The sequence below is a fragment of the Tetzosporium hominis genome (assembly GCF_002265435.1).
GTDB classification, from domain to species: domain Bacteria; phylum Bacillota; class Bacilli; order Bacillales_A; family Planococcaceae; genus Chryseomicrobium; species Chryseomicrobium hominis.
In genome coordinates this window covers 156,297-175,530 of record NZ_NOKQ01000187.1, presented here as the reverse complement: position 1 = coordinate 175,530, position 19,234 = coordinate 156,297, and the positions used below count along the sequence as shown (strand labels likewise).

Sequence of the window (19,234 nt, the reverse complement as noted above, 5' to 3'; positions counted from 1 at the left end):
GCAACCATGGAGAAGTATATAGAAATGAACCAAGTCAGCTTTTATTATGACAAAACGGAAGCCTTACAAGATGTCTCTTTGACAGTCAATGAAGGCGATTTTTTGGCCATCATCGGACCAAATGGTTCTGGTAAATCAACATTAATGAAAATTATATTAGGACTTCTTAAACCAATGAAAGGTGAAGTGAAACTTTTCGGTAAACCTGTAGAGGAATTTAAAGACCGCGCTTGCATCGGTTATGTCTCTCAAAAATCGAATAGTTTCAATAGCGGATTTCCTGCCACGGTCTTCGAAGTCGTTCGGAGCGGACTCGCTAAAAAGACAGGTCTATTTGCTAAGTATCCAAAAGATGCGGCTGAACAAGTGAAAGAGGCTTTGATTTCAGTTGGAATGCAAGCATATAGTGACCGACCTATCAGCGCATTGTCTGGTGGTCAACAGCAACGTGTATTCATTGCACGTGCGCTGATCAGCAAACCTAAAATTTTGTTACTCGATGAGCCTACAGTAGGTATTGATCAGCAAAATATGCAATCGTTCTACCGCATGCTGACCCATTTAAACAAACATCATAGTATAACGATTATTTTAATCACGCATGATGTCGATGCTGTTTCAAAAAGTATTTCACATGTAGCTTGTTTGAATCGCACCATTCATTTCCATGGATTTCAAAAAGAAATGGAATTGCTGTCGGATGCGCAACTAGAAGCTTGGTATGGCCATCCAGTTCGCCGAGTGAAGCACGAAGGAGGTCATCATTCACATGATTGATGCAATCTTGGCTTATGATTTTCTTCGTCAAGCGTTTATTTCAGGTATTTTGATTGGTCTGATTGCTCCGCTTCTAGGAGTTTTTATAGTCGTTAGGCGTTTATCACTCATTGCGGACGCTTTAAGTCATGTGACGCTTGCGGGTATCGCGGGAAGTCTTTTCTTAAGTCAGTCCGTTCCAGCACTTGCATTATTAAACCCTTTGTATTTGGGTATGGCTTCTGCAGAAGCGGGATCAACACTTATTGAGAAGCTTCGAACGCTTTATAAACATTATCAAGAACTCGCAATACCGATTATCATGTCTGGTGGTCTAGGACTTGCAGCATTGTTTATATCACTTGCAGACGGGTTCCGTACCGATCTCTTCTCGTACTTGTTTGGTTCGGTTTCTGCCGTTAGCTATCAAGATATGTTGATTGTAATTGGTGTTACCCTAGTGGTACTTGTATTTTTAATTGGATTTTTTAAAGAACTGTTCGTCTTATCGTTTGATGAGGAATATGCGCATGCCACAGGACTTCCCGCTAAGTGGATTCACTTTTTATTCATGGTCGTGACAGCTCTTGTGATAGCGGCTTCTATGCGCATCGTGGGCATCTTATTGGTTTCTTCATTAATGACGCTTCCTGTTGCTGCAGCCATGAGACTAGCTAAGAGCTTTAAAGGAGCTATCTTATGGTCGCTGCTATTTGGTCAAACTTCTGTGCTTATCGGGCTTGTGTGCGCATTTTACTTGGACCTAGCACCAGGAGCTACGATTGTATTGACTTCGATTTTAATACTTTTGATTGTAATTGCAGTCATGGGACGAAAGGGGAGACAAGTATGAATGAAACAAAAGCGTGGGAAATTTTAAAAGAGAATGGATTTAAGAGGACGGATAAACGAGAACGTTTGGTGGAGCTATTGACGGATACGGATAAATACATGACAGCGAAGCATTTGGCAACAACTCTTCGCGAAGAATATCCTTCAATGAGTTTTGATACCATCTACCGAAACCTGCATACGTTCGTTGAACTTGGAATTCTTGAAGAGACGGAGTTGTCTGGGGAGAAGCATTTCCGGATGCACTGTGATGTCGATCATCACCACCACCACTTTATTTGTATGGATTGTGGAGACACAAAACAAATTGCAATCTGTCCAATAGATTCTATTCGTAATGAGATTCCAGGGTATCAGATTGAAAATCATAAACTTGAAGTCTATGGAAAATGTCCGGATTGCCAGTAGAACATACAAAAGGGAGTTTCTCGTCACTTGAGAAACTCCCTTTTCTGTCTTTAACTTCAACGTACTATTTATTTGATAGGGAAGTGATGGCGGATGATAGCGTCCGCTTCTTGCCAATCATACACACGAATGACCTGCTTCGGAACAGCTAGTCGGTTATAAGGTGTATCGAAAAGTAGTACCGGAATATCCAACTCTTCTGCAATTTCGACTGCATTATCATGCTTGTCTTCAAAAAACGCATCTACTTGATGGATTTTAGCTGTTGCCACTTTATTATGTGAACCGATGAGCTCGATGTGATCATAATGCAACTCTTGCTCTTTAAACCAGTTCATCGTGATATCAGAGACATTGTCTCCCCGCGCAGAGATGAAATACAGTTCGTAATGCTTCTTCCACTCATCAAGCACTCGTTTCGCATGTTGTTGAATGGGGGAAGATGCATAAATTGCAGGTTCCGCTTCCTTAAACCATGTATAGAACTTTTGGCGGTCCACTGGAAACGCAGCTGTCAAATCGTATTCTTTAATGTCATCGAGCACAAGATTCGTTTGAAACGCTTCGTTAATATGAGGAAGCAGGGAAGTAGGACACGTCACTGTACCATCAATATCAATTCCGAATCGAGCCATGATTACACTTCCTGACGATCGGCGTTTTGCTTTTCAAGCTCTTGTTGAGCAAAATACTCAGCTGCAATCTTATCAATCTCAATCTTCAGCTCGTCTACCATAGTTTCCTCTGGTACTTTACGAACAGTTTTTCCTTTACGGAAAAGAAGGCCTTCTCCACGTGCTCCAGCGATACCAATATCCGCTTCACGCGCTTCACCTGGTCCATTCACCGCACAACCTAGTACAGCTACTTTGATTGGTGCTTTGATAGTAGAAATGTATTCTTCCACTTCGTTCGCAATAGAAATCAAGTCGATTTCAATACGACCACATGTCGGACACGAGATCAAAGTCGCCGCATTTGAAGAAAGACCGAATACTTTCAATAGTTCTCGTGCTACTTTTACTTCTTCGACTGGGTCAGCAGAAAGAGATACACGTAATGTGTTTCCAATTCCCATACTTAGAAGGGTACCAAGACCGGCAGCACTCTTGATAGAACCAGCAAACAATGTTCCTGATTCTGTAATACCTAAGTGCAATGGATAATCAAATGCTTGTGATGCCAAGCGATACGCTTCAATCGCAAGACTTACGTCAGAAGCCTTCATAGATACGATAATATCGTGGAAATCTAGGTCTTCTAGAATTTTAATGTGGTGCAAAGCACTTTCTACCATACCTTCAGCAGTAGGGTAGCCGTATTTCTCAAGGATTTTGCGTTCAAGAGAACCGGCATTAACTCCAATACGAATTGGAATGCCTTTCGCTTTTGCTGCATTTACTACAGCTTCTACTTTTTCACGACGACCGATATTTCCTGGATTGATACGGATCTTGTCGGCTCCTTGCTCGATGGCGATTAACGCTAGTTTATAATCAAAATGAATATCAACAACAAGTGGAATGTTGATGCGTTCTTTAATTGCTCCGATTGCGTATGCAGCACGCTCATCTGGGCAAGCTACACGGACAACTTGGCATCCTGCTTCTTCTAAACGAAGAATTTCGGCTACAGTTGCTTCCACATCGTGAGTTTTTGTTGTTGTCATACTCTGAATAAATAATTCGTTACTTCCACCAATGGTGATATCTCCAACACGAACTGGTCGTGTGTTTGAACGATGGATCATTTCTGGCATTGTATTCGCTCCTTTTGTTGTTGCGCTTCACTTCATTCTACCAATGTACTAGAGAGAAAGACAAGAAGGAAGCTTAATTCGTGCAGGGTTTCCAATACGGTTAAACGAATGAGCGATTCGAAAAGTTGCGTTCGTTTGGATTCAGTTGGTTTAGGAGATGTGTCCACTCTAAAAAACTGATAGGTGCGTTGCTAGTTGCGTACACTTCTTCTAAGGATCCCGCTGGGGAAGCAATCTCAAGCGAGTACTCGGAAAGTGGATCACACAAAGTCGTTTCCGGAGTTTTTGAAAGATCGACTTGGACGGCATAACAGAGTAAGCAAATGGTTAGTGAAGCCAGTATGTAGCGCATAAAAAATCCCTCCCCGATTACAATCTATGCGGGAGGGGAGGGTCTATGCTTTTTTTGCGAGTTTCGGATAGTACTTCAAAGCTGCGAACACGAATCCTAATGTTAATGCATAACTGAACCACTGTACATAAAGGTTTTCAGGAAGAAAGGGGTAGGCAGCAAGTAATAATAGAAAAGACCATGTATTGGCAAATAAAGTAGTTCTCCAAAGAAAACGGTATTCGGCACGGCGTTTTAGTAAAGGAGCAACGAGTAAAGCGATTCCGGATAAAATACTAATGCGTGCAAAAATCAATAAGGTCTGGACAACAAATAATAGAACAAAAGCAAAGGGATAGAGCAGCCAACTAATTTCATTAAAATAGTCTACTAAACCGTCAAACTGTTTTGTTGTTTCTCCGATTCCAAGTACGAATTGTGAAAAAGCGAGTAGGGAGAACAACAGTATAAATAAGAAGATATATTGCATTGTCTTTCCCATAGGAACCAGACGAAATGCTGCAAGTTTTTTAGCAGATAGTAAACTGGATTTAAACAACGTAACTAACGACATTAAACACGCTTCCTTTCGGTTCATATTGTATCATGTCGAAATTTCAAACTCCAAATATTAAGAGTTTGTAAATTTCATGTGATTTCTCTTTACAATAGGTTTATACTTTAAGCATAATAGGTGGCGTGTCAAAAAATAGTATGGGAGTTGACCTTTACGTGGAATTAAACTGGCAAGAAATGCTGTTCACGTTTTTTGGTGGATTAGGTATTTTCTTATTCTCGATTAAATACATGGGTGATGGCCTTCAAAAATCAGCTGGTGATAAACTTCGAGACATATTAGATCGTTTTACAACAAATCCGTTCATGGGAGTCTTAGTTGGTATCATTGTAACTATCCTGATTCAATCGTCTTCAGGAACAACCGTCTTAGTAGTTGGACTTGTGAGTGCAGGATTTATGAACTTGCGTCAAGCTATCGGAGTTATTATGGGTGCCAATATTGGTACTACTGTAACTGCATTTATCATCGGTTTTGATGTCGGTGCATACGCGTTACCAATTATGGCTCTCGGGGCATTTGCTATCTTCTTCTTTAAAAATGCTCGGATTCACAACATCGGAGAAGTAATTTTCGGTTTCGGTGGACTGTTCCTCGGACTTGAATTAATGGGAGACGGGATGAAACCACTCCGCGAGGTACAAGCATTTACAGATTTAACAGTTGAAATGAGTACGAACCCAGTACTAGGTGTTATCGCAGGTACACTATTCACAGTACTTGTTCAAAGTTCAAGTGCAACTATTGGGATCCTACAACAACTTTATGCTGAAAACCTTGTATCTTTAGACGCTGCTTTACCAATTTTGTTTGGTGATAACATCGGTACAACAATTACAGCTGTCCTTGCTTCATTAGGCGCTTCAATCGTTGCACGCCGTGCAGCAGCAGTACACGTATTATTCAACCTAGTCGGAACAGCTATCTTCTTGCTGATCTTGCCACTATTCGAATCCTATGTGATTTGGATTGCAGGAATTTTAGACTTAGAAACTAAAATGCAGATTGCCTTTGCGCACGGAACATTCAACGTTGCAAATACGATTATTCAGTTCCCATTAATCGGCTTATGGGCTTATGTGGTTACAAAAGTAATTCCTGGTGAAGAACTGTCTATTGAATACAAACCAAAACATTTAGATGAAAACTTCATTGAACAATCGCCTTCTATTGCCATCGGGCAAGCGAAAGAAGAAATTCTTCGTATGGGGAACATGAGTGTTCAAGGTCTCGAATTAACTTATAAATATTTGAAAGAGCGTTCTAAGCGTGATGCAGAACTGACTCTTCAAATTGAAGAAGCTTTAAATAATCTAGACAGCAAAATTACAGACTACCTTGTGAAGATTTCATCACAATCGTTGTCTCCACAAGATTCGACTCGTCACAATATGTTAATGAATACAGTACGTGACATCGAGCGTATCGGAGACCATTTTGAAAATATTATCGAATTGATTCAGTACCAAGAATCGCATAAGCTAATCTTGACTGAAGATGCAATTCAAGATGTATCGGAAATGTTTGAGTTAACTATTAACACGGTTGCTAAAGCTATGACTGCACTAGATGAAAACTCTGCGGAGCTTGCACGTGAAGTGGCAGAACAAGAAAACACGATCGACAAAATGGAACGTAAATTCCGTAAAAACCATATTGCTCGTCTAAACGAGGGACAATGTACTGGCCAAGCGGGTGTTATGTTCGTTGATATTCTAAGCAACTTAGAGCGTATCGGAGATCACTCTGTTAATATTGCAGAAGCTATCTTAGGGAAACGCGTATAATGGAAATCGTCGGCTGGATTTTCATCATTGCGAGCTTTGTCATTGCCTATGTTGGGCTTGTGTATCCGATTATTCCATCTGTTGTATTTCTTTTACTAGGCTATATTCTTTACGGTGTATTCTTCTCATTTGAAGAATTGAACATCTGGTTTTGGGTCATTCAAATTTTATTCGTTGTGCTGATTTTTGGTGCTGATACACTTTCGAATCTAGCGAGTGTGAAAAAATTTGGTGGAACTAAACCTGGTCTTTATGGAAGTACGGTTGGTCTTATCATCGGGCCAATCGTTCTCCCTGGGATCGGAATTCTAGTTGGACCTTTCTTAGGTGCATTTTTAGCAGAGCTACTGATTTCTAAGAAAAATATCAAAGATGCGGTTCGAGCTGGAGTAGGCTCTTTTGTAGGTCTCGTAACCTCTACAGTAGTGAAAGCCATCTTGTTCACGGTAATGCTCGTTATCTTTGTCTGGTTCATCTAATTTCAGTCAAAAGCCTGAAAAATGAAAAATTGAATAGTTTTTATTTGATTGCCATTGTCTTCTTTGCTAATGTAAATAGTGGATATACTACTAGTACCTTAGGAGGAATTGACAATGGCTTTTGAATTACCGAAATTACCGTACGAATATGACGCGTTAGAGCCTCATATCGACAAAGAGACTATGAACATTCACCACACGAAACATCACAACACGTACATCACAAATGTGAACAACGCTCTTGAAGGGCATTCGGATCTTTCTTCTAAATCAGTTGAAGAATTGATTTCAAACCTTGATGCAGTTCCAGAAGACATTCGTACTGCTGTACGCAACAATGGTGGCGGACACGCGAACCACTCTCTATTCTGGGAAATCCTATCACCAAACGGTGGCGGCCAACCAACGGGTGCATTAGCAGAAGCAATCGACAGCAAGTTCGGAAGCTTTGACGCATTTAAAGAAGAATTTGCTAAAGCAGCTACAACTCGCTTTGGTTCGGGCTGGGCTTGGTTATCAGTCGCTAACGGTGAAGTAGAAGTATCTTCTACACCAAACCAAGACTCTCCACTAATGGAAGGTAAAACGCCAATTCTAGGCTTAGATGTTTGGGAGCATGCTTATTACTTAAACTATCAAAACCGTCGTCCAGACTACATTACATCATTCTGGAATGTTGTAAACTGGGACGAAGTTTCAAAACGCTACGAAGCAGCTAAATAAGAATCACAGCCTCTCCTTAGACTTCGGTTTAGGAGAGTTTTTTTTATGAAATTGTCTAGGTGTTGCAACATTTTGTTGTGAAAAGACGTGTTATACTTGTAAGCGAGGTGCACGCAATGAAAAAAATAAAATCCCAAACAACACGAACATCTAAATCCAAACAACGCGCACATTTGATTTTTCGAATGAATGTGCTTTTCCTAACGATCTTCTTGCTATTTACAGCTTTAATTTTTCGCTTAGGCTATTTACAGATCGTTAAAGGAGAAGACTATACACGAATACTTGCCCGTACAGAAGAAGTACCGGTGAATACGAGTGTTCCACGAGGCCGAATTTTCGACAGCCAAGGTCGCATTCTAGTAGACAATCAAGCAGAACGTGCTATCACTTATACAAAAATGCAGACGACCACTGGTGACGAAATGTGGGGAATCGCGGAGAAGCTAGCTGCTTTGATTGAAAAAGATACGGACTCCATCACAAAAAGCGACCTTCAAGATTACTGGCTACGTAAAAATAAAGACGATATGTATAAATATGTCGATAAAGCAGAACAAGACGCCATTGAAGATAGCGAAGAACTCGATAATGTAGAGAAATCTCGAGAGATGAACCGTCTGATTCGAGACAGTATTCCGGAACAAGAGTTAAACGCTTTTTCTAAAGACGAACTTGAGAAAATAGCGATCTACCGTGAGATGGTCTCTGGCTACGCCTTGTCTCCTCAAATCATTAAAGGAGAAAATGTATCCGCGGAAGAATTTGCACGAGTTTCTGAACGTCTAAATGAATTACAAGGTGTCAATACAACGACGGACTGGCGCCGTGTCCGAAATTCGAATCTAGCCATACTCGGTACAACTACATTACCTAAAGAAGGAATTCCAAAATCCGACTTGAACCACTACTTAGCTCGTGACTACTCTCGTAACGACCGGGTAGGCCGAAGTTATGTAGAGCAATATTATGAAGAAGTGCTTCAAGGTCAAAAATCCGTGGTGAAAAATATCACAGACGGAAAAGGCCGAGTCATCGATACACAACCGGTCTATGAAGGGGATCCTGGAAAAGACTTAGTGTTATCTATTGATACGGAAGTGCAGGCACGGTTAGAAGAAATCGTAACAGCTAGACTACTTGAAGCGAAGCGGAATGCTGGAACGCGTCATTTGGACCGCATGTTCTTCACAATGATGGATCCAAACACAGGAGAGGTCATCGCAATGGTAGGTAAAATCTTGCGTCGTGACCCAGAAACGAGCGAGTTCGCCCGTGATCCTGAAACAGGTGGGTATATAGTGGACGATTACGCGTTTGGAACATTTACAACAGCTTATGAAGCTGGTTCTACTATTAAAGGTGGGACGGTTCTTACTGGATACCGTGAAAACGCATTGAGTATTGGAGAAACAAAGATAGATGAACCAATCTATATTGCCAATGATGATGCTAAAAGTTCCGTATTCAATCGATCGGGCAGAATCCCTGTAAATGATTTGACTGCTCTTGAGCGCTCTTCCAACGTATATATGTATAAAATTGCGTTTACACTCGCAGGAGAGACCTACCGACCGAAGGAGTCCGTTGACTTTAATTTTAATGCTTTTGATAAACTACGGAACGGGTATGCACAACTTGGCTTAGGAGTTCCGACAGGAATAGACTTACCAGGGGAGGTAGCTGGATTCAGTAATCCCGAAAATGATGAAGCATTTAACCTTCTCGATTTAAGTATAGGACAATATGATACGTATACACCTTTACAGTTAACACAATACATTGCAACGATTGCAAACGGTGGCAAACGCATCCAGCCTCACGTCGTTAAAGAGATTCGGAAAGCCTCTGAGAATGGGGAAGAAATGGGGGCATTGGAGGCGGAGATTCAGCCAAAAGTTTTAAATATAGTAGAAAACACTCAGGCAGAGATAGAACAAGTTCGTAAAGGGATGCGCCGAGTATATCAAGGGGATCAAGGAACGGCTCGTGGAGCGTTTGCTGATTTTAAATATGACGGTGCTGGGAAAACAGGTACAGCAGAGACATCTGCCTATGATCCTGTTGAAAAAAAACTTTATGACACAGTTACACTTTCTCATGTAGGATTTGCACCATATGACAACCCCCAAATCGCATATTCTACTATGATACCTTGGGCGTCACTAGAAAGTGTCTATAAGACCAATTCTTCGACACCGCTTACTCGCGAGCTAGTCGATGCCTATTTCGAAATCATGGAAAAACGAAATTCAGAGCAAAAGGAAGAGTCGTTACATCCAAAAATCATTCCTTCGATTTCAGAGGATTCTATTGATGAAGAGGAAGAAACAGAATAACAAACATAAATCCAACCAGCGATGGTTGGATTTTTTGTGTTTACACATTCTTTACATTGCTTTCATAAAGGCTCAACAAAGTACTTGTATAGTTAAGCATGTAAGAAAAAACAAACTCTGTAGGGGGATTTACCTGATGAAAAACTGGAAGTACTTTATGGGAACAGCAATGCTAGGATCTGCACTAATTTTAGGAGCGTGTGGAGACGATGCATCAGAGACAGAAGCTAACGGAGATTCAACAGATACTGGTAGTGAGGAAGTTGTAGAAGGATCTGTTTCTGGAGACGGTTCGTCAACAGTAGCACCTATCTTGGAAGCATTAGTTGAAGAGTACTCTGCACAAAGTGAAGTACAAGTAAACGTTGGTGTATCGGGAACAGGTGGCGGTTTTGAAAAATTCATCGCTGGTACAACAGATTTCTCGAATGCATCTCGTCCAATTAAAGAGGAAGAAGCAGCTCAACTTGAAGAAGCAGGAATTGATTATACAGAATTTTTATTAGCATATGACGGTTTAACAGTAGTCGTGAACAGTGAAAACGATTGGGCTACAGATTTGACAGTTGAAGATTTAAAGAAATTATGGGTTGAAGATGGCACAACTAAAAAATGGTCTGATATCAATCCAGAATGGCCAGATGAAGAAGTGGTCTTTTACTCTCCTGGTACAGACTCGGGAACATATGATTACTTCAATGAGGTCATTTTAGAGGATGCTGATATGGTATCAGCTGCTACACTTTCTGAAGATGACAACGTTCTTGTACAAGGTGTTCAAGGAGATAAGAACGCAATTGGATTCTTCGGATACGCTTACTACCTAGCTAACCAAGATACAATTAAAGCAGTTAGCATTGAAGGTGTAGAACCAAACAATGAAACAATTGAATCAGGTGAATATTCACCACTATCTCGTCCACTATACACATATGTAAAAAACTCTGCGGTTGCAGAGAATCCAGCAGTGTATGACTTCATGAAGTATGTTATTGAAAATGCGGGTGCTATGGCAGAGGCTGTAGGATATGTAAAAGCTCCTCAAGAAGAGTACGATAAAGGTATGGAAGCATTAGAAGGTTTAAAATAATTTTACTTTCAATACGTGGAGATGAGGAGTAGCAGAGGCTACTCTTTTCTTCCGTCCGGTAAGGAAAAGGGGGATCATGATGGCACAAGCTCGTCCATCTGTTCAAGAACTAATAGCTCAAAAAAGTTCGAAAGGCCGTAAAAAAGCTATTGAAAAGGCTATACCAATTATCTTATTTATGATTGCAGCCATTTCTGTATTAACTACTATTGGAATTGTTGTTACTTTGATTTTTGAAACTGTGACATTCTTCACTCAAGTTCCATTCCTCTCTTTCTTATTTGGAACTGAATGGTTACCGTTCTCTAATACAGAAGCTCGCTTTGGAATTCTGCCATTAATTGTAGGAACTTTAAAAGTTACGGTCATAGCGGTTGTCGTGGCTGTACCGCTTGGACTAGCTTCAGCAATCTATCTAAGTGAATACGCAAGTGATACAGCTCGCCGGATTATCAAGCCTATTTTAGAAGTGCTTGCTGGCGTACCAACGATTGTTTATGGATTTTTTGCTTTGACGTTTGTAACACCAGTACTACAGCAATTCATTCCGGAGCTAAAGATTTTCAATGCAATCAGCCCCGGTATCGTTGTAGGAATAATGATTATTCCAATGATTGCTTCTTTATCTGAAGACGCAATGAGTGCTGTACCTAACTCTATTCGTGAAGGTGCACTAGGTATGGGCTCTACTAAGCTTGAAGTCGCAATCAAAATCGTGTTACCAGCAGCTCTTTCTGGAATCTTGGCATCCATTGTACTTGCCATGTCACGTGCAATCGGGGAAACCATGATTGTGTCTCTAGCAGCAGGATCGACACCACGATTTGATGCAAACTTTACAGATAGTATCCAAACGATGACAGCTTACATCGTTCAAGTATCAACTGGTGATGCAGGTTACGGTACTCCAATTTATTACTCTATTTATGCTGTTGGGTTCACTTTATTCTTGTTTACGCTATTGATGAACCTCCTCGCTCAGCGTATTTCAAAACGATTCAGAGAGGAGTATTAATATGCGCTATATAGAAGAACAAAGTGTCATGAAGAAAATGAACTCACGCAAAATTATTAATTCAATCTTTAAAGGAATCTTCTTCGTAGCTACACTGATTGCTTTATTAACATTGGCAGTCTTGTTTTATCGAATTCTTTCTCAAGGATTAGGCTATTTAACAACTGATTTCTTTACAAACTTTGCTTCCCGTTTTCCAGAAAAAGCAGGAATTAAAGCAGCTCTAATAGGATCTCTTTGGTTAATGGCAGTGGTTGCACCCGTATCTATGATTTTGGGTGTCGGTAGTGCCATCTACCTTGAAGAATACGCAAAGAAAAACCGTGTAAATGACTTCATCCGAGTGAACATCTCCAACCTTGCTGGGGTTCCTTCTGTTGTTTTCGGACTTTTAGGTCTAACAATATTCGTACGTGCGCTTGCTCTTGGGAACAGTATCTTAGCTGCAGGATTCACGATGAGTCTGCTTATTCTTCCGGTCATCATCGTGGCTTCACAAGAAGCGATTCGTGCAGTGCCAAGTGAAGTAAGACAAGCGTCATACGGAATGGGAGCGACTAAATGGCAGACCATTTTACGAGTGGTATTGCCGAGTGCGATTCCAGGGATTTTAACAGGTTCTATTTTGGCTTTGTCTCGTGCTATTGGAGAAACGGCGCCGCTAGTAGTAATTGGAGTTCCTGTTATCATTCAATTCTTACCTGCGGGTGTTATGGATACATTTACGGCACTTCCGATGCAGATCTACGATTGGGCGAAACGTCCGCAAGCAGATTTCCAAAATGTTGCCTCAGCAGGAATCATTGTTTTAATGGCCGTTCTGTTATTAATGAACTCAGTCGCGGTACTTATTCGAAATAAATTCCAGAAGCGCTACTAAGCGCCTTGGAAAAGGGGAGACTTACATGCTACAACAAGCAGAAACAAACGTTCAACCAAAATCATCATCTATTGTTTACGATACAAAAGGGTTAAATCTGTGGTACGGATCAAACCATGCATTAAAAAATATTGATCTTCCAATTTACGAAAATGAAGTGACAGCTATCATTGGTCCTTCAGGCTGTGGGAAATCTACGTATATTAAAACATTGAACCGCATGGTGGAGTTGACACCGGGCGTAAAAACTTCAGGTGAAATTGCTTATCGTGGAAGAAACATCTTTGAGAAAGACTACTCTGTTGAAGAATTGCGTACGAAAGTTGGGATGGTGTTCCAAAAACCAAACCCGTTCCCAAAATCCATTTACGACAATATTGCTTACGGACCACGAATCCACGGTATAAAAAACAAAAAAATCTTAGATGAAATCGTTGAGAAGAGTTTACGTGGAGCAGCTATTTGGGATGAAGTCAAAGACCGTCTTACTACAAATGCTTATAGCCTCTCGGGTGGTCAGCAACAACGTATTTGTATCGCACGTGCTCTTGCTATCGAGCCAGATGTCATTTTAATGGATGAGCCTACATCTGCGCTTGATCCAATCAGTACATTAAAAGTGGAAGAGCTGGTTCAGGAGTTAAAGAAAGATTACTCGATCATCATCGTAACGCATAACATGCAACAGGCTGGACGTATTTCAGACAAGACGGCATTCTTCTTGAATGGAGAGGTAGTCGAGTATGACGAGACAAATGTCATCTTCTCGAATCCATCTGACCAGCGTACAGAAGATTATATTTCAGGAAGATTCGGTTAAGGGGGATTTGTAGTGGTAATGAGAGAATTGTTCGATAAGGAATTAAAAAGTTTACACGATAAGTTGATTCATATGAGTCAGTTGTCGATTCAGCGATTAAGTGATTCAGTTGATGCTTTAGCAGATCACGATGTTACATTAGCTAACGAAATCAAAGAAAAAGATGTGGAAATCAATAAGCTTGAAGAAGAAATTAACGATGCAGTAATACTGACAATCGCTCGCCAACAGCCAGTTGCTACAGATTTGCGTCGTTTAATGGTTCTAGTGAAGATTGCTGGAGATATGGAGCGCGTTGGAGATTACGCAGTAAATATTGCAAAAGAGACAGAACGCATCGGCTCACAGCAGCATTTAAAGCAGTTGCCGATGATTCAGCAAATGAAAGACAAAGTCGTATCCATTTTACGTTTAACTTTGGATGCATTTGTGGCGGAAGATGTAGAACAAGCGCAACATATTGCGAAACTCGATGATGAAATCGATACGATGTACGGTCAGTTGATACGTGATTTACTTGGATCGGGAGTTGAGCAACCTGAACAACTACCACAAATTACTCAGTTAGCATTTATCTGTCGCTATTTAGAGCGTTCAGCAGACCATGCAACAAATATGGCAGAGCAATTATTATACTTGCGTAATGGAAAACATGTAGACTTGAACTAAATCTTTTTGAGAAATGACTAGATTTTTTTAGTCAGTATGATATAATAGGAAAGTCGTATAAATCAGCTCAAAATGATTTTAAACATCCTTATATAGTGGGAGGGACTACAATGCGCGTTAATATTACTCTTGCATGCACAGATTGTGGAGAGCGTAACTATATTTCTAAAAAGAACAAACGTAACAATCCAGAGCGTTTGGAGCTTAAAAAATATTGCTCTCGTGAAAAGAAAATGACTCTTCACCGTGAAACGAAATAATAACTGATCAACCAAAATCCCCGCTCGGATTTTGGTTTTTTTCTTAAAAACAGTTGAACCCGGGCCACTCATCTGAATTCTCAGATGGGTGTTCTTCGTGAGAGGAGCGAGTGAGATGAAACGTGAATTGAGAAATGCGGTTTTGAACCAGATGAACGATTTAGGAGAGCAGGAGCACCGAGAACTAAGTAAGCAGATAGTTACGAACGCTGTGAAATTTCTAGATAGCCATCCATTCAAGACGATTGCCGTGACACTTTCCCGATTTCCTGAAGTCGACACTTCACTACTTATAAAACATTTTTGGCAACAAGAAAAGACCGTTTGTGTTCCAAAAAGTGATGGGTCAACAAAGCAAATGCAATTTTATAAAATAAACTCTTGGTCTGATATTGAGCCAGGTTATAAAGGGATTCTAGAACCTAAAGTATCAAGTTGTGAATCTGTGGCTAAATCAGAAATAGACTGCATCATTGTTCCGGGTGTTGTATTTACTTTCAGTGGGTATCGTATCGGTTTTGGAGGCGGTTTTTATGACCGCTATTTAGAAGATTATTCAGGTGTGACTTGTTCTCTACTAGCCAGCCTTCAACTGGAAGAACAACTGCCTATTGAACAACACGATGTAGCTGTCCAGTATTTGATTACAGAACAGAACATTATAAAGAGTGGGGAATAACAAAGCATGAATAGTTTTTATGATGTACAGCAACTTTTAAAGAAGTTTGGTACTTATGTCTATACGAAAGATATCAAATCCGATTGTGATCTTATGGAATTTGAGTTAGATGAGTTACATCAATCAGGCTTGCTTGCTACTGAAGACTACTTAAAAGCTAAAGTACTTGTTAGAAAACGTCGCTCAGAACAGAGCTAAATTCACGATGGCTTTACAATTTAGTAAGTCTTTTGGCGTGAATTTATAAAAAATGAAACTTATCAAGCATAATTCCGTCTAATAGAGGGTATTATGTTTATGTTATCTATAGATTTTATGAACTTTATTAAATTTGTTCACTTATTTAAAGGAGGGGTAGACCATGAAAAAATGGTCCGCACATTCTTTACTATTTGCTGCAATAGTATTGACATGGTTAAAAACATTTGTTGTTTATCATATAAGTTTTGACCTGAAACTAGAAAACATCATGCAGCATATCATCTTATTAATCAATCCGTTAAGCTTCATTTTGCTTTTCTTCGGAATCTCTTTATTCTTTTCTAAAGAAAAGACGCAAAGACGCTTTATTTTAACGGGAGCTACTATTCTTTCGATTGTTTTGTATGCAAACGTTGTGTTCTATCGCTTCTTTACGGATTTCATCACATTACCTGTATTATTCCAAACAAGCAACTTTGGAGATTTAGGTGGATCGGCTTTTTCAAGCATTTACTTCACTGACATCTTCTATTTTGCCGATGTGATCTTGCTATTCATCTTAGCTCGTAAAATTGCGAAACAACCTGTTGAACAGCAAGCAAAGAAGATTCACCGTAAAGCATATTACGTGTTTGCGTCAGCCATTTTTTTCTTGAACTTAGGTCTTGCTGAAATTGAAAGACCGCAACTTCTTACACGCAGTTTTGACCGTGAAATGCTAGTTAAAAATATTGGAACATATAACTACCATATTTATGACGCTTATGTTCAATCTAAATCACAAGCACAACGCGCATTTGCCGATGGCAGTGAACTAGTTGAAGTAAACAACTATGTTCGTGCTAACCACGTGGAAAACCAATCACCTCTAGAAGGGATTGCCAAGGATAAAAACATTATCGTGGTTTCCATGGAATCGCTACAAAACTTCGTAATTAATGAAGACATGAATGGTGAAGTTATTACACCTTTCTTAAATGAATTAACTCAAGACAAAGATACGATGTATTTCTCTAATTTCTATCATCAAACAGGTCTCGGGAAAACATCCGATTCAGAGTTTATTGTAGAAAACTCATTGTATCCACTCGGTGGAGGAGCGGTATTCTTTACTCATGGTGGAAATACGTATAATTCTCTTTCTGAACGCTTAGGAGAAAATGGCTACCATACATCTGTAATGCATGCCAACAATAAGAGCTTTTGGAACCGAGACATGATGTACAAATCTTTAAATGTAGAAAAGTTCTTTGATATCGAAAGTTATACTGTAGAAGAAGGCCAAGCTGTTAACTGGGGATTGAAAGATATTCCGTTCTTTGAACAATCTGTTCAGTTGATGAAAGATATTCCGCAGCCTTTCTATACACGGATGATCACATTAACGAATCACTATCCATTCACTTTAGATGAAGAAGACAAGATGATTCCAGAATACGATTCAAATTCTGGTACATTGAACCGTTATTTCCAAACAGTTCGTTACATGGATGAATCTCTTCGAGTGCTATTTGATCAACTGAAAGCAGAAGGACTTTATGAAGATTCCATTATTATTATGTACGGGGATCATTATGGTATTTCAGAAAACCATAATAAAGCGATGTCTCAATATCTTGGCGAAGAAGTGACACCGTATGTGTCTCAAGGACTTCAAGAAGTGCCTCTATTCATTCACATTCCAGATAGTGGACTCGGCGGGGAACGCACAGATATTGCAGGACAAATTGATTTACGACCTACGATTCTTCATATGGCGGGCATTGAAACTTCAAAAGATATTCAATTAGGTACCGATTTATTTGCAGAAGACCGCGAACAAAAAGTGGTGTTCCGTGACGGTGGTTTCGTAACAGAGGATTTTGTTTTCACGAAAAACACATGTTATGACGCTAAGACAGGTGTAGAAATTGAAATGGCTAACTGTCAAGAAGATGCAGATGCTGCGAATCAGGAGTTGAGCTATTCGGATCAGTTGATTAACGGCGATTTACTTCGTTTCTATAACCGAGAAACGGGTCAGCTGCTTATTGAAGAAGGAACTACAAACGAATAAACAAAATTCCTTCGGCTATCACAGCGAAGGGATTTTTTTGTACAAAAAAAGACTTCCACGAAGGAAGTCTCTTTCTGATACGAATGGATTAGTTTACTGGCGGATATCCTTGAGTAATAACCGTAGCCACTGAGAAAAATCCGAACACTAGTGCAGTTGCAACATTGAAGAACACAGCTAAGAAATTTCTTTCTTTGAACGCTTGGTAAGTTCCTACTACTGCTAAAAGTGTTACCAAACCAAAAATAACGATTAATAAGTTCATAGATGACACTCCTTTCGACATCAGAAAATGAATGTCGTAAACAAATATTTCTCTTTTATTTTACGTTGTTCTTGAACATTTGTCGAGTAGGATTCATGACATTTGTTTGAACGTTGCGTTACACTAACAGAAGAGGTGAAAGAAATGACAACAATACGCAGATTACCATTAGGTCCGATTCAAACGAACTGCTACATCATTCGCTCTGGGCAACAAGCGATTATCATAGATCCAAGTGATGATTCTTCTAAAATTATTCAAGCACTTGAGCAGTCAGCAGTGAAGCCTATAGCAATTTTCTTAACACATGCCCATTTTGATCATATTGGAGCATTGCAAGCACTAGTAGACCGATACAACTTACCGGTCTACTTGCACAAGGCAGAATTCAGATGGCTGCAGGATCCTATGTTAAACGGCTCAGGTAAGTATGCAGAGCTCCCTGACATTCAAGTGGATGTACAAGTTACAGAACTTGCAGAAGGGACCTTCACATTGGAAGGATTCACGTTTGAAGTTTTAGAGACACCAGGTCACTCTCCAGGAAGCGTTAGCTACTATTTTAAAGACAAAGGTTTCATTGTGAGCGGAGACGTTTTGTTCCAAGGAAGTATTGGACGCACAGATCTTGCTGGTGGAAATTTGCAGACTTTGATGCAGTCGATTACACGTAAGCTTTTGGACTTGCCTGAAGAAACCATTGTCTATTCCGGGCATGGTCCTGAGACTACAATCGGCGATGAAATGGACAGCAATCCATTTTTAAACGGATTTAATTAAAGAAGTTTGAATATAATTTGACTAGTTTCATAAATGAACTGAATGAAACGGAATGGAAAGTGCGTAGGGGTGACTCCAGCGGGATTAAAAGCGGAAGCTGAGACCTTGGCTCAGCCCGCGCCCGCGGAACGCTTCCCCTACACACAATAGAACATCAAAAAACCAGATCCTCAAATTGAGAATCTGGTTTTTCTTGATTAGTGACCTGCTCCTGGTACATGAATAAATGAAGCATAGTACGTAAATCCTGCAAAGAAGAACATCAGGTACGCACCGAAAATATACATATACATACGTTCAGATAAGTTCAAGAAACCAAGAAGAAGGAATAAACCGGTGTTCGCTAACATGATCAATGAAGCGGGTACCATATCACCTAGATAAAACATGACAGAGAAAATACCTGTCCAAAAAGCCATTACTTTATACATATTGCCCATCATAATTAAGAGTCCCTCCTTTTAACGGCAGACGAATCACACTCTTATTATAATGTATGTAGCAAACG

At 40.0% G+C, this 19,234-nt stretch carries 23 protein-coding genes; 17 read left to right on the top strand and 6 right to left on the bottom strand.

All coding sequences use genetic code 11. The features are described from left to right. The first annotated feature begins 6 nt into the window (after positions 1–6). Genes CF394_RS04730 through CF394_RS04720 form a run of 3 tightly spaced genes read left to right on the top strand, consistent with a single transcriptional unit; the run spans position 7 to position 2,016 of the window. A complete protein-coding gene (locus CF394_RS04730; RefSeq protein WP_094942075.1) occupies positions 7–777 on the top strand; it encodes a metal ABC transporter ATP-binding protein in 771 nt (256 codons plus the stop codon). Continuing rightward, a complete protein-coding gene (locus tag CF394_RS04725) occupies positions 770–1,609 on the top strand; it encodes a metal ABC transporter permease (RefSeq protein WP_094942074.1) in 840 nt (279 codons plus the stop codon). Before CF394_RS04730 ends, CF394_RS04725 begins: the two co-directional genes overlap by 8 nt. Beyond that, positions 1,606–2,016 carry a Fur family transcriptional regulator gene (locus tag CF394_RS04720; protein ID WP_094942073.1) on the top strand — a complete coding sequence of 137 codons (411 nt, stop codon included), beginning with the start codon at positions 1,606–1,608 and terminating at the stop codon, positions 2,014–2,016. The genes CF394_RS04725 and CF394_RS04720 overlap by 4 nt, the downstream gene beginning before the upstream one ends. A 68-nt stretch (positions 2,017–2,084) precedes the next feature. On the opposite strand, the gene CF394_RS04715 is transcribed toward CF394_RS04720, so the two are convergent. The 4 genes from CF394_RS04715 to CF394_RS04700 form a co-directional block, all read right to left on the bottom strand. Beyond that, on the bottom strand, positions 2,085–2,651 hold the full coding sequence (locus tag CF394_RS04715) for a hypothetical protein (RefSeq protein WP_094942072.1): 567 nt from the start codon (positions 2,649–2,651) through the stop codon (positions 2,085–2,087). A 2-nt stretch (positions 2,652–2,653) separates the two neighbouring features. Then, complete coding sequence (gene ispG, locus CF394_RS04710) at positions 2,654–3,775, bottom strand: flavodoxin-dependent (E)-4-hydroxy-3-methylbut-2-enyl-diphosphate synthase (protein ID WP_094942071.1); 1,122 nt, start codon at positions 3,773–3,775, stop codon at positions 2,654–2,656. A gap of 100 nt (positions 3,776–3,875) precedes the next feature. Beyond that, positions 3,876–4,127 carry a hypothetical protein gene (locus CF394_RS04705; protein ID WP_094942070.1) on the bottom strand — a complete coding sequence of 84 codons (252 nt, stop codon included), beginning with the start codon at positions 4,125–4,127 and terminating at the stop codon, positions 3,876–3,878. 43 nt (positions 4,128–4,170) lie between these two features. Further along, positions 4,171–4,680, bottom strand: a complete 510-nt coding sequence (locus tag CF394_RS04700; protein ID WP_165767456.1) for a DUF1189 family protein — start codon at positions 4,678–4,680, stop codon at positions 4,171–4,173. A gap of 158 nt (positions 4,681–4,838) precedes the next feature. On the opposite strand from CF394_RS04700, the gene CF394_RS04695 reads away from it, so the two are divergent. The 13 genes from CF394_RS04695 (at position 4,839) to CF394_RS04635 (ending at position 17,681) form a co-directional block, all read left to right on the top strand. Then, positions 4,839–6,470, top strand: coding sequence for a Na/Pi cotransporter family protein (locus CF394_RS04695; RefSeq protein ID WP_094942118.1), 1,632 nt, complete (start codon positions 4,839–4,841; stop codon positions 6,468–6,470). Beyond that, positions 6,470–6,949 carry a DUF456 domain-containing protein gene (locus tag CF394_RS04690; protein WP_094942068.1) on the top strand — a complete coding sequence of 160 codons (480 nt, stop codon included), beginning with the start codon at positions 6,470–6,472 and terminating at the stop codon, positions 6,947–6,949. The genes CF394_RS04695 and CF394_RS04690 overlap by 1 nt, the downstream gene beginning before the upstream one ends. A 114-nt stretch (positions 6,950–7,063) precedes the next feature. Further along, on the top strand, positions 7,064–7,672 hold the full coding sequence (locus tag CF394_RS04685; protein WP_094942067.1) for a superoxide dismutase: 609 nt from the start codon (positions 7,064–7,066) through the stop codon (positions 7,670–7,672). Positions 7,673–7,788: 116 nt separating this feature from the next. Further along, complete coding sequence (locus CF394_RS04680) at positions 7,789–10,011, top strand: peptidoglycan D,D-transpeptidase FtsI family protein (protein WP_094942066.1); 2,223 nt, start codon at positions 7,789–7,791, stop codon at positions 10,009–10,011. 136 nt (positions 10,012–10,147) lie between these two features. Beyond that, positions 10,148–11,101, top strand: a complete 954-nt coding sequence (locus CF394_RS04675; protein WP_094942065.1) for a PstS family phosphate ABC transporter substrate-binding protein — start codon at positions 10,148–10,150, stop codon at positions 11,099–11,101. Between the two features lie 79 nt (positions 11,102–11,180). Further along, positions 11,181–12,116 carry a phosphate ABC transporter permease subunit PstC gene (gene pstC, locus CF394_RS04670; protein WP_439332855.1) on the top strand — a complete coding sequence of 312 codons (936 nt, stop codon included), beginning with the start codon at positions 11,181–11,183 and terminating at the stop codon, positions 12,114–12,116. A 1-nt stretch (position 12,117) separates the two neighbouring features. Then, the gene (pstA, locus tag CF394_RS04665) at positions 12,118–12,996 is read left to right on the top strand and encodes a phosphate ABC transporter permease PstA (RefSeq protein ID WP_094942063.1); all 879 of its coding nucleotides are present in this window, start codon (positions 12,118–12,120) and stop codon (positions 12,994–12,996) included. 25 nt (positions 12,997–13,021) lie between these two features. Next, complete coding sequence (pstB, locus tag CF394_RS04660; RefSeq protein ID WP_094942062.1) at positions 13,022–13,816, top strand: phosphate ABC transporter ATP-binding protein PstB; 795 nt, start codon at positions 13,022–13,024, stop codon at positions 13,814–13,816. 12 nt (positions 13,817–13,828) lie between these two features. Next, a complete protein-coding gene (phoU, locus tag CF394_RS04655) occupies positions 13,829–14,485 on the top strand; it encodes a phosphate signaling complex protein PhoU (protein ID WP_094942061.1) in 657 nt (218 codons plus the stop codon). Between the two features lie 110 nt (positions 14,486–14,595). Beyond that, on the top strand, positions 14,596–14,745 hold the full coding sequence (gene rpmG / locus CF394_RS04650; protein WP_053588882.1) for a 50S ribosomal protein L33: 150 nt from the start codon (positions 14,596–14,598) through the stop codon (positions 14,743–14,745). Positions 14,746–14,860: 115 nt separating this feature from the next. After that, positions 14,861–15,424: a 5-formyltetrahydrofolate cyclo-ligase gene (locus CF394_RS04645; RefSeq protein WP_094942060.1), complete on the top strand. Its 564-nt coding sequence runs from the start codon at positions 14,861–14,863 to the stop codon at positions 15,422–15,424. A 6-nt stretch (positions 15,425–15,430) separates the two neighbouring features. Further along, positions 15,431–15,622: a YqgQ family protein gene (locus tag CF394_RS04640; RefSeq protein WP_094942059.1), complete on the top strand. Its 192-nt coding sequence runs from the start codon at positions 15,431–15,433 to the stop codon at positions 15,620–15,622. A 163-nt stretch (positions 15,623–15,785) separates the two neighbouring features. After that, positions 15,786–17,681 carry an LTA synthase family protein gene (locus CF394_RS04635; RefSeq protein WP_094942058.1) on the top strand — a complete coding sequence of 632 codons (1,896 nt, stop codon included), beginning with the start codon at positions 15,786–15,788 and terminating at the stop codon, positions 17,679–17,681. Between the two features lie 88 nt (positions 17,682–17,769). Here CF394_RS04635 and CF394_RS04630 read toward each other — a convergent pair whose 3' ends face one another. Next, complete coding sequence (locus CF394_RS04630) at positions 17,770–17,946, bottom strand: DUF2759 domain-containing protein (protein ID WP_094942057.1); 177 nt, start codon at positions 17,944–17,946, stop codon at positions 17,770–17,772. A gap of 144 nt (positions 17,947–18,090) precedes the next feature. On the opposite strand from CF394_RS04630, the gene CF394_RS04625 reads away from it, so the two are divergent. Next, positions 18,091–18,726: an MBL fold metallo-hydrolase gene (locus CF394_RS04625; protein ID WP_094942056.1), complete on the top strand. Its 636-nt coding sequence runs from the start codon at positions 18,091–18,093 to the stop codon at positions 18,724–18,726. Positions 18,727–18,923: 197 nt separating this feature from the next. Here the strand turns inward: CF394_RS04625 and CF394_RS04620 are convergent, their stop codons facing one another. Continuing rightward, the gene (locus CF394_RS04620) at positions 18,924–19,166 is read right to left on the bottom strand and encodes a DUF2626 family protein (RefSeq protein ID WP_094942117.1); all 243 of its coding nucleotides are present in this window, start codon (positions 19,164–19,166) and stop codon (positions 18,924–18,926) included. Positions 19,167–19,234 lie beyond the last annotated feature (68 nt).

Bases quoted from the DNA above. Each gene is read 5' to 3' on its own strand.
- CF394_RS04730 (WP_094942075.1), top strand. From the start codon at position 7: ATGGAGAAGTATATAGAAATGAACCAAGTCAGCTTTTATTATGACAAA.
- CF394_RS04725 (WP_094942074.1), top strand. From the start codon at position 770: ATGATTGATGCAATCTTGGCTTATGATTTTCTTCGTCAAGCGTTTATT.
- CF394_RS04720 (WP_094942073.1), top strand. From the start codon at position 1,606: ATGAATGAAACAAAAGCGTGGGAAATTTTAAAAGAGAATGGATTTAAG.
- CF394_RS04715 (WP_094942072.1), bottom strand. From the start codon at position 2,651: ATGGCTCGATTCGGAATTGATATTGATGGTACAGTGACGTGTCCTACT.
- ispG (WP_094942071.1), bottom strand. From the start codon at position 3,775: ATGCCAGAAATGATCCATCGTTCAAACACACGACCAGTTCGTGTTGGA.
- CF394_RS04705 (WP_094942070.1), bottom strand. From the start codon at position 4,127: ATGCGCTACATACTGGCTTCACTAACCATTTGCTTACTCTGTTATGCC.
- CF394_RS04700 (WP_165767456.1), bottom strand. From the start codon at position 4,680: ATGTCGTTAGTTACGTTGTTTAAATCCAGTTTACTATCTGCTAAAAAA.
- CF394_RS04690 (WP_094942068.1), top strand. From the start codon at position 6,470: ATGGAAATCGTCGGCTGGATTTTCATCATTGCGAGCTTTGTCATTGCC.
- CF394_RS04685 (WP_094942067.1), top strand. From the start codon at position 7,064: ATGGCTTTTGAATTACCGAAATTACCGTACGAATATGACGCGTTAGAG.
- CF394_RS04680 (WP_094942066.1), top strand. From the start codon at position 7,789: ATGAAAAAAATAAAATCCCAAACAACACGAACATCTAAATCCAAACAA.
- CF394_RS04675 (WP_094942065.1), top strand. From the start codon at position 10,148: ATGAAAAACTGGAAGTACTTTATGGGAACAGCAATGCTAGGATCTGCA.
- pstC (WP_439332855.1), top strand. From the start codon at position 11,181: ATGGCACAAGCTCGTCCATCTGTTCAAGAACTAATAGCTCAAAAAAGT.
- pstA (WP_094942063.1), top strand. From the start codon at position 12,118: ATGCGCTATATAGAAGAACAAAGTGTCATGAAGAAAATGAACTCACGC.
- pstB (WP_094942062.1), top strand. From the start codon at position 13,022: ATGCTACAACAAGCAGAAACAAACGTTCAACCAAAATCATCATCTATT.
- rpmG (WP_053588882.1), top strand. From the start codon at position 14,596: ATGCGCGTTAATATTACTCTTGCATGCACAGATTGTGGAGAGCGTAAC.
- CF394_RS04645 (WP_094942060.1), top strand. From the start codon at position 14,861: ATGAAACGTGAATTGAGAAATGCGGTTTTGAACCAGATGAACGATTTA.
- CF394_RS04640 (WP_094942059.1), top strand. From the start codon at position 15,431: ATGAATAGTTTTTATGATGTACAGCAACTTTTAAAGAAGTTTGGTACT.
- CF394_RS04635 (WP_094942058.1), top strand. From the start codon at position 15,786: ATGAAAAAATGGTCCGCACATTCTTTACTATTTGCTGCAATAGTATTG.
- CF394_RS04630 (WP_094942057.1), bottom strand. From the start codon at position 17,946: ATGAACTTATTAATCGTTATTTTTGGTTTGGTAACACTTTTAGCAGTA.
- CF394_RS04625 (WP_094942056.1), top strand. From the start codon at position 18,091: ATGACAACAATACGCAGATTACCATTAGGTCCGATTCAAACGAACTGC.
- CF394_RS04620 (WP_094942117.1), bottom strand. From the start codon at position 19,166: ATGGGCAATATGTATAAAGTAATGGCTTTTTGGACAGGTATTTTCTCT.